The 14,264-nt window shown below is 55.0% G+C and carries 14 protein-coding genes; 6 read left to right on the top strand and 8 right to left on the bottom strand.

The genetic code is table 11. The features are described from left to right. Nucleotides 1-5 precede the first annotated feature (5 nt). The gene (locus tag MW898_RS03090) at nucleotides 6-1,268 is read right to left on the bottom strand and encodes an NAD(P)/FAD-dependent oxidoreductase (protein WP_248904468.1); all 1,263 of its coding nucleotides are present in this window, start codon (nucleotides 1,266-1,268) and stop codon (nucleotides 6-8) included. A gap of 144 nt (nucleotides 1,269-1,412) precedes the next feature. Here MW898_RS03090 and MW898_RS03085 point away from each other — a divergent pair, with 144 nt between their 5' ends. Next, nucleotides 1,413-2,015 carry a DUF6149 family protein gene (locus MW898_RS03085; RefSeq protein ID WP_248904467.1) on the top strand — a complete coding sequence of 201 codons (603 nt, stop codon included), beginning with the start codon at nucleotides 1,413-1,415 and terminating at the stop codon, nucleotides 2,013-2,015. Between the two features lie 3 nt (nucleotides 2,016-2,018). Here MW898_RS03085 and MW898_RS03080 read toward each other — a convergent pair whose 3' ends face one another. Beyond that, the gene (locus MW898_RS03080) at nucleotides 2,019-3,386 is read right to left on the bottom strand and encodes an NAD(P)/FAD-dependent oxidoreductase (protein WP_248904466.1); all 1,368 of its coding nucleotides are present in this window, start codon (nucleotides 3,384-3,386) and stop codon (nucleotides 2,019-2,021) included. Between the two features lie 317 nt (nucleotides 3,387-3,703). On the opposite strand from MW898_RS03080, the gene MW898_RS03075 reads away from it, so the two are divergent. Continuing rightward, a complete protein-coding gene (locus MW898_RS03075) occupies nucleotides 3,704-4,579 on the top strand; it encodes a homoserine kinase (RefSeq protein ID WP_248904465.1) in 876 nt (291 codons plus the stop codon). A gap of 100 nt (nucleotides 4,580-4,679) precedes the next feature. Here MW898_RS03075 and MW898_RS03070 read toward each other — a convergent pair whose 3' ends face one another. Both MW898_RS03070 and pdxS read right to left on the bottom strand, forming a co-directional pair. After that, a complete protein-coding gene (locus MW898_RS03070; protein ID WP_248904464.1) occupies nucleotides 4,680-5,651 on the bottom strand; it encodes a hypothetical protein in 972 nt (323 codons plus the stop codon). A gap of 263 nt (nucleotides 5,652-5,914) precedes the next feature. Continuing rightward, a complete protein-coding gene (gene pdxS, locus MW898_RS03065) occupies nucleotides 5,915-6,823 on the bottom strand; it encodes a pyridoxal 5'-phosphate synthase lyase subunit PdxS (protein WP_248904463.1) in 909 nt (302 codons plus the stop codon). Between the two features lie 152 nt (nucleotides 6,824-6,975). On the opposite strand from pdxS, the gene MW898_RS03060 reads away from it, so the two are divergent. From MW898_RS03060 to MW898_RS03045, 4 genes are all read left to right on the top strand, one after another. Beyond that, nucleotides 6,976-7,722, top strand: coding sequence for a DUF1405 domain-containing protein (locus tag MW898_RS03060; RefSeq protein WP_248904462.1), 747 nt, complete (start codon nucleotides 6,976-6,978; stop codon nucleotides 7,720-7,722). 120 nt (nucleotides 7,723-7,842) lie between these two features. Continuing rightward, nucleotides 7,843-8,466 (top strand): class I SAM-dependent methyltransferase, encoded by a 624-nt coding sequence (locus MW898_RS03055; RefSeq protein WP_248904461.1) that lies wholly within the window; start codon nucleotides 7,843-7,845, stop codon nucleotides 8,464-8,466. A gap of 145 nt (nucleotides 8,467-8,611) precedes the next feature. Beyond that, the gene (locus tag MW898_RS03050; RefSeq protein WP_248904460.1) at nucleotides 8,612-8,878 is read left to right on the top strand and encodes an AbrB/MazE/SpoVT family DNA-binding domain-containing protein; all 267 of its coding nucleotides are present in this window, start codon (nucleotides 8,612-8,614) and stop codon (nucleotides 8,876-8,878) included. 3 nt (nucleotides 8,879-8,881) lie between these two features. Then, nucleotides 8,882-9,298 (top strand): PIN domain-containing protein, encoded by a 417-nt coding sequence (locus MW898_RS03045; protein WP_248904459.1) that lies wholly within the window; start codon nucleotides 8,882-8,884, stop codon nucleotides 9,296-9,298. 49 nt (nucleotides 9,299-9,347) lie between these two features. Here MW898_RS03045 and MW898_RS03040 read toward each other — a convergent pair whose 3' ends face one another. The 4 genes from MW898_RS03040 to thiC form a co-directional block, all read right to left on the bottom strand. Then, complete coding sequence (locus tag MW898_RS03040; RefSeq protein WP_248904458.1) at nucleotides 9,348-10,319, bottom strand: HFX_2341 family transcriptional regulator; 972 nt, start codon at nucleotides 10,317-10,319, stop codon at nucleotides 9,348-9,350. A gap of 155 nt (nucleotides 10,320-10,474) precedes the next feature. Continuing rightward, the gene (locus MW898_RS03035; protein ID WP_248904456.1) at nucleotides 10,475-11,392 is read right to left on the bottom strand and encodes a CBS domain-containing protein; all 918 of its coding nucleotides are present in this window, start codon (nucleotides 11,390-11,392) and stop codon (nucleotides 10,475-10,477) included. A 347-nt stretch (nucleotides 11,393-11,739) separates the two neighbouring features. Next, nucleotides 11,740-12,564: a hypothetical protein gene (locus tag MW898_RS03030; protein ID WP_248904455.1), complete on the bottom strand. Its 825-nt coding sequence runs from the start codon at nucleotides 12,562-12,564 to the stop codon at nucleotides 11,740-11,742. A gap of 247 nt (nucleotides 12,565-12,811) precedes the next feature. Then, a complete protein-coding gene (gene thiC / locus MW898_RS03025) occupies nucleotides 12,812-14,230 on the bottom strand; it encodes a phosphomethylpyrimidine synthase ThiC (protein ID WP_248904452.1) in 1,419 nt (472 codons plus the stop codon). Nucleotides 14,231-14,264: the final 34 nt, after the last annotated feature.

Genomic DNA, 14,264 nt, shown 5'->3' with positions numbered 1-14,264 from the left:
GTGTATTATGTTTCCGCCTCTTGTTTGAGGAACTTATCGACGTCGATGGTTTCTTCGAGGAGTAGATCCTTCGAATTACTCACATCAATTTGTTCTCGCGCGAGGCGTTTGAGTTTGGTCTGTGGAGCAAGATTACCGATGAGCACGCCGCCAGTAACTTTTCCGTCTTTGATGGAAACACGTCGCCATTCGGTGTCGGAGTACGTACGTTCGGCCGATTCGTCGCCAAGCGTCGGATGGCCAAAGGAGAGGAACGGGAAGTCGAAGTGGGTAATCGAGTACGATGAGACCCAACTGAACGTTGCTTCGTCCTCTTCACCGCCCGTATCACGAACCATGTTCGTTCCGGCGATCGAACCTTGTTCTTTCGCGCTTCCCCATGCACCGTTTTGGGCCTGATCACCGAGGATATTATCGTAGAAATAGGTGACATCGCCCGCCGCGTAAACGTTCTCGACGTTCGTTCGCATGTGTTCGTCGGTCACGATGCTGCCATTGTCCGTGAGTTCAATATCGCTGGAGTAGAGGAACTCTGTATTGAAGTTGAGACCGATTGCAATACCAACGAAGTCAGCCTCGTAGTGCTCGCCGTTAGGATCAACGACGCCAGTCACGTGACCCGTGTCATCGACTTCGAAGTGATCGACACCGCTGTCGAAGACGGGCGTGACGTCACGCTCACGCATCGCCTCGTGCATGATCTCTGCGCCCTCCTCACTCAATGCGTATCGCCACCACGCATTGCCACGCATCAAATACTGCGCGGAGACATCCTGGGCCCCACAAATAGCCGCGAGATCGATGCCGAGCAGTCCTGCACCGACGATGACACCAGTGTCGGCGCGCGATGCGTGCTCTTCAATTGCACGAGCATCCTCAAACGTCCAGAAGTGATGGATCCCCTCTGCATCACTGTTCTCTACTGGTAATTGCGCTGGCGTTCCTCCGGTCGCAAGGAGAAGTGCATCGTACCCGATGGTGTCACCGTCGTGAGTGTGGATCTCCTGAGCGGTGGCGTCGATCCGTGTTACCATCGTATTAAGCCGGAGTTCGATATCACGTTCGTCATACCACTCCGGTTGGTGGATCGAGATGGGACCCTCGGGCATCTTTCCCTTTGCGAATTCCTTGATGAGAATTCTATTGTAAAGTGCCTCACCCTCATCGGTGAGTACGGTGATGTCGGCAGCGGGGTCAGCCTCGCGGATCGTCTCCGCGGCCGAACTTCCCGCGATGCCGTCGCCAATAATTACGTGCGACGTGCCCATGAGTGGACGATATGAATCCGCGCTTAATGTGGATTGCTATCTCGCTCATCTCCCATGTATTGTCATCCGTCGTCCCTCGTCGTGTTTCAGTTTCCGGGCAGTGCGAGATCAATATTGATGTGCGTTCATCACGTAGCACGCCCAATGAAGATCAAGCAGAACGTCCGTCACTGGGCTGCAAAGAAAGCGCTCACAACACCCGGGCTTGATTCACTCGTTCACACTGGTCTGGTTCGGCTTCACACCAATATTTTCGTTGGGAAAGCCGACGAGAACCACCGTGAAGAACGACGCGAGCACCTCGATGGATTCTTCGATGGGACAATTGATGCATACACGGCAGCACTCGAAGAAGGATATTCCGAAGCTGAAGCGCGCGAAATCACGCACATTCAGGGGAATTTCGACTTCTACAACCATGGCTGGGTCGAAATGATGGAAATTCCGACTGACGAGCTCGACGAGCACTACGATCGATACGAGTCGTTCTTCGAACGACACGGTATCACAATCGATGAACCGCTTGGGGAGTTCGAACCCGAAGACCTCCCCGATGCACCAGCGACTATCGATCGACTCGACGATTCCGAAGCCGACCTGGCGCAGCCGAACGCTGTCAGCGGATACGCAGACGATGTCTACGTCGAGGACGCAGACGGCGAAATCACCACGGGTGGAGCAGATGAACCCGACGACGTCGATGTCAGCGATGCAGTGGGAATGTCTGATTCTACAGAGAGCGAATGAGGCTCACGCCGTCCCCGTATCGATACGGGGACGGTCGGAGTCATCCTCCACGTCGCTTTCCGAAAGCGTTTCGATGATTCGGTCGGCGCACTCGTATCCAGCCACGCATCCACCGTTCAGGCTTCGTTCCGGGTACTGTGCTTGGCTCGCCATACCGGCGTAGTAGACACCATCCATGATCTCATCGCTCAGATCGTAGGGGACAACCATATCGAGATAACCGCGTTCGTAGATTGGCGCGGTTCTTGGATTGCGCCCGATGCGAACCGAGTTCACAGCGTCGCGGTCGAACTGTGGGAACAGATCCTCAATCCCCGACAGCCAGTGTTCCTCGACCTCCTCATCACTCATCTGCCACAGCTCCTCCTGTTGATTTTGCACGTAGCTTGCCACGTAGAGCAGGTGTTCGCCGCCGTATCGCTCGCGCGGTATGAAGTTCGTGTGTTCGATGAGTGCCCCAAACGGTGCATCGTCGGCGATGTTGAGCCAGTACGTGTCCATGAGTGACTCTTCCATGCCGATTACGGCGCACACCGCTCCTTGGAAGTCAATAGCACAGGGATAGCCAGTCAGGGATTCCAGCACGTTTGGCATCGTTGCGACGATCGCGCTGTCTACGTCGTGGGTCGTCGTTCCGGCATCAGTTTCGACGACAAGAGATTCAATTTCCTCATCGCCGATGAGATCAGTGACCGGCGCGTTGGTAGTGATATTCTCTCTGCCGACGGCATCGACGAGTGCATCGAGCAGAACACCGAATCCGCCATCGATATAGCCGAGGACCTCACCACGGAGAAGGTCGCGCTCACCACGAAACTTGATTCGACCGAGCAGCCATGCTGCGCTCACGTCCTCCTTTCGGCTTCCAAACTTCGCGTCGAGAAGCGGTTCGAAGAACGTCTCGTAGACGTTTTGTGTGGTGTGATCGATAGCGAATTCCTTGACAGGAACGTGCTCGAAATCTTCGAGTCGCTCGTAGCTGTCGAACGATGGGATGCCGCCGCGCATATCGATATCGAGCGTGAGCATCCCCAAACGGAACTTGTCGTAGACACTCCAATGGGGGAATCCGAGAATCTGCCACGGCGTATCCATCTGATGGACGTTCCCGTCGACGTAGTAAGCATTCTCTCCGATGAGCCACTCAACGTGCTCACCGACTCCGATCTTCTCAGCGAGATCGACGATAGTCTGCTCTGATTTCGAAAGGTGGTGATAGAATTTCTCGATCCGATCACCCTGTGTTTCATACGTTGCAGCTAATCCCCCGAGGTCGTCGCTCGCTTCGAACACCTGTACATCATGTCCTGCTCGCTTGAGCCGGTAGGCAGCCGCCAGTCCGGCGATACCGCCACCGACGATACCGATCATACGATACGGTCAGATAGCTCTCCGTAAGTCGTTTCCCATCCACGACGACGGCCCACTCATAACAGTTCTCATTTCACCGTACAGCTATGTCTACAGCTGTCTGATTCGCCAATCGAGACACAAACGAGCGCCCACAACATGGCTACGGAAGGTCGAGAAAACAGAGGTTATCAAATACGTTTATCAAACAATGTGACGTGATTCATCAGCCCCGTAGTATCGTCTGAATCACATCATATGCGGCCGTCGATTTTGAAACACATCGAACAGGATCGTATTCGGGTAGATTTATCCGCACGCTCGGATAAGGCGGTGACATGGTGACCGTCCGGGCTCCGGCGACGAGTGCGAACCTCGGGAGTGGCTTCGATGTGTTCGGCGTTGCCCTCGATCGCCCGGCGGATGTCGTGCGCGTCGAGAAAGCCAACAAAACAACGATAGATGTGACGGGGGCTGGTAGCCAATACATCCCTGAAGACCCGGAAAAAAACACCGTTGGTGCTGTTGCTCAAGCGCTCGATGCACCAGCACGAATCGAGATCGACAAAGGTGTCCGTCCGGCTTCAGGGCTTGGTTCCTCGGCTGCAAGCGCAGCAGCGGCTGCTGTCGCGCTCAACGTACTGTACGACTGTGGACTCACCCGCAAAGAACTCGTACCGATCGCCGCGAAAGGTGAGGCCGTTGTCTCGGGAGATGCTCACGCTGATAACGTCGCCCCGGCCATTCTCGGCGGCTTTACGATTGCGACGGACGACGGAATCACCCAAATTGACGCTGATATCTCATTCGTTACGTGCCTCCCGGATATCGTCGTCTCGACCCGCAGTGCCCGGCAAGTAGTCCCCAAACGAACATCCATCTCGAAAGTCGTCGATACGGTCGGAAAAGCGGCGACAATCACCGCTGGAATGACTCGAAATGATCCCGAACTCGTGGGCCGAGGGATGCACGACACGATCGTTACTCCCGCACGCGCAGAACTCATTGAAGGCTACGATACTGTCCGCAAGGCAGCGCTTCAGGCCGGAGCAACCGGTGTTACGATCAGTGGTGCCGGACCAGCGATCATCGCAGTCTGTTACGATCATGCACAACGCGCGATTGCGAACGCTATGCTCGATTCGTTCGCTGAATTTGGTGTTGAATCGCGCGCCTACCAGACGCACATCGGTGACGGCGCACAGATTTTCTGATGGTCCCAACGATTCTGTTGACCGAAGAAAGAATGTGAACGTCAATAGATCGATAACCGAAGGTGATAGTTGCTCAGTCACGGTGCTAGCACGTCTGATCTCACCTCGCTGATATCATTTCTGCGTCTGTCATCTCGTTCGGTTCGACGAACGGACTCGGGCCGATGATTTGTGGAGAAGTGGTGTCGATTGCTTCGTTGGCGTACGCAAGGAAGTGATCGAGCGACGATTCCGCAATCGGGAATTTCCAGTGGACTGTTTCGACATTGGAGTCTCGGTTTGTGGCTCGATCCTGTATCCGTTTGACCCATTCGTGACTCAAAACGAGGACGACGGCTACTTCTGGCTCGTCCTCTGTAACCGGGACGGAGGCGACCAGTATTCCGGTATCGTCTTCAGCGACAGCGTCTATAACCGCGAGCATTCGCTCGTTCAACTGCCGATTCAGCTCGAACTCGGGCTTGAATCGTCCCCAGTCATACATCCGACGGCGGTGCGTTCGAACGCGTGAGATCTGCTCTTTGAGTTGTTCCCGAGATAGCTCCATTCGGATGACGCCTGCGATTTCATCGGACGAACTGGCGAGGTGGATCTCCGGAATCGGTGGGGAATACTCGCCGCCAATCAAGGGATGAATGGCTGTTTGGGTGGCAATTGCACGCGTCGCAACTGGAGTCGCTTCGAGCGCTGCTGCTTCGTCTGCGCCAACCGCATCGAGGTCGAACTGGAGAAATGAACCATTTCGGAGGCAGGTCTTCGCGCGCGAACGAGCTTGTGAGCTCGTTTCAGCGACGACACAGACCGCATACTCTAGAATATGCTCGTAGTAGCCGTCTTCTTCGACCGTTTTTTCACTTTGTTTGAGCAAGTCGATGAGGATGCCTGCGTCTCTCGGGGTCCACCCACTCCACTCAGGAGTGAATCGACGGATACGGGACTGTGCGCGAATAGCCCACGGATTCACCGACGTCGGAATCCCATACAGCCGCCGATATGGTTCGCGGCAAGCAATAATTCGCGCACGAAACCAAAATCTGTCATCCTGATCTGAGCCAATAACTTCAGTCTTCATGTGATTTGCTTACAGAGTAGGTAAAGTTAATCTTCGTTGTCATGCAATGACGTGACATGTAAGTATTATTCAACAATCACCCACTCACCCGGTCGATGAGCAGGTACGCCTGTTTTATATACATCCCAATTTCTGTTGATGTTACCATCTATGTTATCCAACTAATTCACCAGTAATATAAATTGCCCTACAGTAAATGACACACACTGACAACGAGCTTGAGGAGATCGAACGTATGCTACTCCATCAGATCAGGCCGAATTTTAGACACCACGATTTTGTAACTTCTCTTCGTCTTTCATCCCGACGTTCGATTGGCCTTTCATGCCGCGACCGATTCCGGCAGCAATCTCGGCGAGGGCATCTGGATCGTCCCAGTTGTTGACGGCTTCGACGATTGACTGTCCCATCGAATCAGGGTCTTCAGCCCCGAAGATGCCCGATCCAACAAAGATGCCGTCACATCCGTGATGCATCATCAACGCTGCATCCGCCGGCGTGGCGATACCACCCGCAGCGAAATTCACGACAGGAAGACGGCCCCGTTCTGCGGTTTCGTGAACGAGGTCAGCAGGCGCTTCGTGCTCTCGTGCCCACTTTTCTCGCTCCTCTTTGGACTGGCCTTCGAGTTCTCGAATTGCACTTTTGATCGCACGCTGATGCGTGACCGCTTGGTTTACGTCGCCGGTACCCGCTTCGCCTTTCGTTCGGATCATTGCCGCGCCTTCGTCAATACGCCGCAGTGCTTCGGGGAGTGTGCGCGCGCCACAGACGAACGGCGCGGTGAACGACTGTTTCTCGATGTGATACTCGTTGTCGGCGGGTGTGAGCACCTCGCTTTCGTCGAGCATATCGGCTCCCGTTGCTTCGAGGATCTGTGCCTCTTTCGTGTGTCCAATTCTGCATTTCCCCATCACAGGGATGGAGACCTCATCGATGATTTCTCTCAGTGCGCTTGGGTCGGCCATGCGGGCGACACCGCCGCGTTTTCTGATATCCGCGGGGACGGCTTCGAGTGACATGACTGCCACTGCACCGCTGTCTTCGGCAACGCGTGCTTGCTCTCGCGTCACGACGTCCATGATGACGCCGCCTTTTTGCATCTTCGCAAACCCGCGCTTGATGAGATCTGTTCCGCGCTTTAGCTCCTCGATGTTCGTCTCGTTGCTCATGGTTGGATCACTGACCCGAACCTACTTAACCAGTCTGTATACACGTTCGCTCCACAGACTGGTGTGGCTTCGTTTGGAGACGAAGTGGGGAGAGCACGGGATACGAATACGAACACGGATACTGATCGAACGAGAGGGATTGAAACAGAGGCATGGATATAGCATCCGACGACGCACAGTGGAGTTGGTACAATCGACTCCTCGCGTATCTCGATGACGACTCGCTCCCACCACGCGATTCACTCCCACGGTATGTTGCCCCGCTTCCGAGAACGATCGAGAATCTCGGTCTTCGGCTCGCGTGGCTCGTTGTTGCGATCAATCTCGTCGGAACTGCCTTCGGATTCTGGTACTACCGATCTCAGTTCGCTACGACACCAGTCGTTATGTGGCCGTTCGTTCCAGACAGTCCCCTTGCGACGCTCTTCATCGCTTGTAGCATCGCGCTCTGGAAGCTCGACCGCAACAATGAAGTCATCAACATGTTCGCATTTTTTGGTTGCATCAAACTCGGTCTGTGGACTCCCTACGTTCTGCTCGCATTCTTTCCTGCGTGGGCACAGCTGGGACTCCACCCAGCGATGTACAACTTTCTCTTCTGGAGTCATCTTGCGATGGTCGTCGAGGCGTTCGTCATCCATCGCTATTCTGCGTTTCCCGGCTGGGCGATCGGCGTTGCGCTCACGTGGTACACTGTCGATCTCGTCGTCGATTACTTCTATCCGATCGTTGGCCAACCACACCACACCGCGCTTCCAGTCGCCGATAGCGTGCCGTGGCTCTCCGTAACGACACAGGTCACTCTCTCTGCATTGGAGGTCGCGGCTGCTGGCGCAGTGCTCATTACGGTCCTTGCGGTCTTTCTCGCGTACACAACGCGTGCGAAGAAGTTGGAGTAGAGCGTCTTTTCTTTGGTTGATGATTACATCTCAGAATAGTTCTCGTCCACCGGCGAGGTCGTGCGACGAACAGTCACCGTAGACGAGAGATTGAACGTTTGTCCGCCATACGTCTCGCAGATGGGAAAGAAAGAGAAGATCCGTCGAGGATACGACGAACTTGCGGAGACATACGCCGCAAAACGCCCTGGGAGTCGTCGTGAAATGGTGATACTCGATCATTTCCTCGATTCACTTTCGGAGCCGACACGCATCCTCGACGCTGGGTGTGGACAAGGAACACCAATTCTTCGTCGATTGTGCGAGAGAACGACTGCGGTTGGCCTCGATTTCTCCCGTGAACAACTTCGGCTCGCCGCTGAAACAGTCTCGCCTGCACTGCTTGTACAGGGTGATATGACGATGCTTCCGTTTCGAGATGATGTTTTCGAAGCCGTGACGGCGTATCGCTCCGTGATTCACATTCCACTCACGGATCATCAAACAGTTCTTGATGAGTTCGCACGTGTTCTTTCTCCCGGCGGACGCGTCCTCCTCTCGGAATCTCCGACGGAGTTCGAACGCACGAACACCGATTGGCTCGATACTGACGTCAAGATGACATGGAGTATGGCTGGAGCAGAGACCACCAGGAAACAGCTACAGAACGCGGGGTTTCGGATTACGGGTGAATGGGATGCCCCGGAGATGGGAGGCGAGGACGATCCCAAACCGCCGTTTTTCGCAGCCCGGCTCGATGCGTGAACACAGTGATCTGGTGATGCGAACGTCGAACGAGGCGTCCGCCTGTTCACCCTGTCTCGTCGGCGGATAGTCCTCCAATGACGAGTGGGAAAATAGATAGAAAAGCGGGTATTTTTATAATCTTCCCGTCTATATTCGGGTATAGATGTCGAAATCGACGGATGATCGGGGACGAATCTATCTCCCGAAAGATGTCCGAGAGCGGTTTGGCGATCGGTATCGCATCGTCGAACTCCCGAGCCACGTCGCACTGTTCCCCGTCGATGAGGACCCGCTTGCGGGGCTTCGAGCCGCTGTCGGAGACGCATTCGGTGAGAAGACCACGGACGAACTGAAAGAAGACGCACGAAAGGCCATTCACCGGGAGGTCCAAAGCGAAGCCGAGCACCGATCGCAGAACCGTGGGGACTGACAGGTGTACGTGGAAACAGATTTCTTGACGGCACTCGTGAAAGACGAGGATTGGCTCCGTAAGCCAGCTATCCGTGCTCTCGAAGAGCACGACGACATTCACACGTCAATACTAGCCTATGCCGAGGTTTTAGTGCTATTCTACAATCATGAAACAGCGGCGTACGAAATAGATACACCGCGAGCGATTTCTAATTTGCTGGAGCTCGTCCCGATCGTCCCAAAAGAACACGAAGATGTCGTTCTTGCCGCAGCGACCTTCCTCAATGAGTATCATTTGACTCCGTTTGATGCGCTTCACGCTGGCGTCATTGCCTGTAGTGATGAGCGTGTGCTTACCAGCGAACAGGACTACGATACGGTCGGACTCAATCGGATTCCACTGGAACCGGATTCGGACCCAGAGTCAGAGACCAACTAGTTTTGAGTTCCGAAAGACAGCCACCCGGAATCGACGACAACCGCGCTACTCACATCTCGTTCTCGTCGGCGTGTGACCGGACCCACAAATGTCCGATGTGGGACAAGCGGGTTCGGTAGGACTTCCCCTGTTCTTCCTGTTCGATATACCCCTTTCCGCCAGGACCGAGCCGATCGACGTTGTAGATGACTTTCGACCGGAAACTGTCGGTGTACTCTTCGTTCAGATCGCGCGCGAGCGTTTGTGCTAGTTCCGAGACGCTGGCGAACTCGCCGTGTTCTCCGAGCGTGAACAGGATGAGCTCCTCGAACGGTTTGACGTTCGAGAAGGAAGCAACAGGGAGTTCGACGATGTGGCTCTCCCCGATGCATTTTGCGCCGATCGTCGTCCCGCGTTCGTCGAATTCATCGATCATTGTCCGAGCATCCGTCACCCACTCATCGATGCGTTCATCGGAGACACCCGAAGACTGAAGATCCGAGAGAAGATCGATCCCCTTTCGGAGTTCCTCAGCGAGTTCGGTCTCTAAGTACTTCTCAGGAACAGTGTAGTAGGTTCGAATGCGCTCGCGCTCGCTCTGGCGCTCGACCATGATGGAGTGTGCAGCCGTCGCAAACGCGAAGCTCACTGTCCGTGGCATCGACGAAATGTTAACCCAGACAGCACCGTTATCACACTGCCTGCCATCCTTTGGGGGTCGATCCTCTCGCTCTAACTCGTCCGAATCGGTTCCCGAGGGTGGTTCGCCATCGAGTTCGGCGTTGATCAGGTCGTAGGCCTGCTCGAAAGCGGTGTCGTAATCGTATACATCTTCGACAACAAATCGCTGGGTCTCTGCTCCGAGTAGGTTTCTGAAGTCTTTCTCAAGTTTTTCAGCGAGGTGCTGGGAGTACTCGACGTTGGCCTCGCTTCCAACCGCGCCTTCGAGAAGTATGACACGGTCGACGTCGAGTTGATCCCGGACGAGTGGTGCGATGAGTCGGTCGTAGTCGAATCCGACCGGGACGATGTGCGTCTGCATACAGATCGTTCTTTCGAGTGAGTGTTAAACGTTCAGTTGTCCGGAGATGCGACCGACTGGCTCAAAAAAGATGGAAATATCGATACAACAACAGAGAGCAAATACTCGTTCGATTGCTGGTAATTCACGTAATGATAAACATCTCCCCTCTGTTTCTAATCTTCTTCGGTCGCCTCGTCAACAGTGTCCGGAAGATCATCCAAGAGAATGACGGCTTCGCCCTCGATAACGCGTTCGTCGTTCTCATCGTAGACATCAGTTGAGAGTCGATATTTATTATTGCCTAGTGCTTCGGCGGCTTCACAGACCGCGGTGATCCGATCACCAATGGCCACTGGAGCGAGATAGCTAATGTCTTGTGCGAGATAGATCGTCAACCCCGGAATTCGGGCGAGTGCGGCGCTGATCAGACCAGAGACGAGCGTTCCGTGAACGATGCGATGATCGAATCGCGTCTGTGCAGCGAACTCTGAATCGAGATGCAGACGGTTTGTGTCGCCACTTATCTCAGCAAACGAGCGCACATCAGCATCCGTAACGACCTTCGAAAACTCTACGACGTCACCAACACCGAACGTCCCAGACGTTGTGTCACGGTACTCGAACTGCCACCCCTCATCGTCGTAGGCCATCTCAGGATTCGGACGGGGAACTCGGCCCTCGGTACGTTCCCGTGAAGTCCGCTGGACGGAAAACTGAGGGAGATACGATGCGAGATCAGTTGTGGTGACGATTCCGTCCAACTCACCATCAGAAAGCACCGGGAGCTTCTTGATGTTGTGCTCTCGGAGCAACGTCGCCGCTTCAATGATCGATGACGACGCATCGATGGTAATCAGCGGTGATGACATACATTCTGCTGCAGTGACGGTTTCGACGTCGCCACCGGTTACGAGGAACTCAACGAGATCGGTCTCAGTGACAATTCCAACAGGGGGACCGTCGTCTACGATGACAACGGAGCCAATCTCTCGTTTCCGGAGCCGTCTTCCGACTTCGATGAGTATGGCATCAGATTCGATGGTTTCGACATCCGTACGCATGGCTTCAGCAAGCGACATCTGTTTGAGCATGATAACGTCAGTCCGTCTCCCTACTACAAAAACACGACCCACACAGCTCAGGCGAAGGAAAATCCCAGTGTTCGTTCCTCACAGCTCACGCGGTGTACGTTCCGACACTTATCAGAGCGTACTCTCACGATTCAGTCTGGTACGAAAGAAGAAAGACACCAGATGAGGAATCGGGGCGTCGGACGCAGAGGCAGAGAGGTCACACGTCCGGGAGAGGTCGAACGCGAGACCTCGTGAATGTCAGTCTTGGCAGAGAGCGTATCACGACGCCCGATTCATATAGAACAGAGTGGGTTGTTGGTAAGTATCTTGTGGGGAATATAGAAGGAATCAAGCAGATTTCGCGGCTAGTCGGGGCCGTGTGACTTTCCTTCTCGCGCCTGCGCATCCATTCGCCGGAGTGTCGCTCGTGCGTTGCTCGCGTCGTAGCCAAAGAAGACATCCTTCGCGTAGGCCTGTGCAACCTCACTCGCCGTAATGAGATTGTCAATCTCGACGTTCACAGCGTACAGTTCGATGCTGAATGGTGTTGTGAGTTTGTCGACAAAACCGTTGGCGAGAACTTCGAGCCAGTAAGTAGTCGAGTACGCCATGTCGTAGATTGGAACGACGAACTCATCGACGCTATCGAGCGCTGATACATCGATTCCGGTTCGTTCGTAGAGATGGCCCGGATACGGATCTGGGTAGAGCGTGAGGTACAGCCGCCCAGGAACCCGTTCGCGGGCTTGGGCAACGAACGATTCGATGACCGACGCTCGCCACGCAAAGCGATCGTCGTACTCGCTTTCTGAAAAGGCACGTTCACACCGCTCGCAGTGACAGTATTCCGACCGCGGAAATCCCACATCATCGAGACGGACATCGCCGTTGACGGCTGCACACTCTTCGATCATCTCAAGGAGACCGTCGCGGTAGCGCTCGTGGGTCGGGCAGACGTACGCCCAATCGAAATACGGCTGCTCGCGGGTAGCGCGCTCGCCTGATTCGCTCACGGGTACGAGATCTGGATTGTCACGCGCAGCGGCGTTATCGGCGAAACAAGAGACCATGTTCACTGCATTCGGCTGCGGAGAAGCAGCTCGACCGGCGACGGATTTTGCCTCGTAGAAGGCATACTCGAACTCCGGCCACGTCAGCTCCTCTTCGTTACGGGTGACGACGCCGTACATACCCGCGATTCGCGAGACCGCGGGGTAAGTCATTCGTTCGTGGGATCAGTGAAGTGAACAGTTCACACAAGGTACCACCGGTATTTGACACCTCGTGAATTACGAAGCCGCGGTGACCGCGGCTAAGAACTGCGATTATCGTTTTACAACGATCGCGGCGGCGGTAACTGCGACCAATACAAACACAACAAGTGCTTTCTTGGACATCAACTGCAGTAACGAGGGCATATAACAAGTCTTTTTCTACTCAGTCGTCCGCTCTGTGTTCTGCAATCGGCCACGATGGCAGGCGACGTGTCTCGTGGGTTCCAACTGGCGGGCGGTTCACCTCAGCAGCGGACGAGGCGTCGAGATCCGTTGTATCAGCGTCGAGCGCAGCGAGATCACTGCCATCACGCGCGTCCTGATCGATGCGCATCGAGCAAAACTCCGCACCGCACATCGCACAAAATCGTGCCGTTTTGTAGTTCTCTTCTGGGAGCGTCTGATCGTGGGATGACTTCGCTCGCTCGGGATCAAGCGCGAGATCGAACTGTCGCCGCCAATCAAAGGCATAGCGCGCTTCAGAGAGCGCGTCGTCCCAATCACGTGCACCGGGATGTCCGGTAGCAACGTCGGCAGCGTGAGCAGCGATCCGATAGGCAGCAAGCCCATCGCGCACGTCGTCCTCGTCGGGGAGTCCGAGATGTTCTTTCGGAGTCACATAACAGAGCATCGCTGCACCCGTACGGGCGGCCTCAGTAGCACCAATAGCGCTCGTTATGTGGTCGTATCCGGGTGCGACGTCGGTCACGAGTGGGCCGAGCACGTAGAACGGAGCGCCATCACAGACGTCCTGCTGGCGTTCGACGTTTGCTTCGATCTGATCCATTGGAACGTGGCCAGGTCCCTCGACCATCACTTGTACCCCGTGATCCCACGCTGTCCGGGTGAGTTCGCCGAGCGTCTCTAGCTCTGCGAACTGAGCCGCGTCGTTCGCATCCGCAAGGCTGCCCGGACGGAGACCGTCTCCGAGGCTGAACGTCACATCGTGTTCTGCGAAAATTTCACAGATCGATTCGAACTCGGTGTACAGCGGGTTCTGCTGGGCGTGTTCTTCCATCCACTGCGCGAGGATCGATCCGCCGCGCGAGACGATTCCAGTCGTTCGTCCCTCGGTCAGCGGGAGATGCTCCATCAGAACTCCAGCGTGGATGGTCTGGTAGTCGACGCCCTGTTTGGCCTGTTTTTCGATGACATCGAGAAGCAACTCGGGAGTGATCTCCTTGATGTTGTCTGCGCGTTTGAGCGCCTCGTAGATCGGTACTGTTCCGATGGGTACTGGTGAATGCTCAATATTCGTCTCACGAATGGCGTCGAGATCGCTCCCTGTGCTCAGATCCATCACCGTGTCCGCACCGTAGTGCACAGCCGTATGGAGCTTTCGTAGCTCTTCGTCCCGACTGCTCGTTGTCTCGCTGTTGCCAATATTCGCGTTTACCTTCGTTGCGAATTCTCGACCGATGATCATCGGGTCCAACGCCGTATGGTGCTGGTTCGACGGAATGACTGCTTGTCCTGTTGCGATTTGTTCGCGGACAAACTCGGTACTCCTCTTCTCACGCGCTGCGACCCGTTCCATCGCCTGTGTCACTGCTCCAGCGCGCGCTCGCTGTAATTGCGTCATCGAAAAACCTAGTGGTATTACTTAGTAATAAGCG

Source organism: Halocatena marina (assembly GCF_023276375.1).
Taxonomy (GTDB): domain Archaea; phylum Halobacteriota; class Halobacteria; order Halobacteriales; family Haloarculaceae; genus Halocatena; species Halocatena marina.
This window is presented reverse-complemented; position numbering and strand designations above follow the sequence as displayed.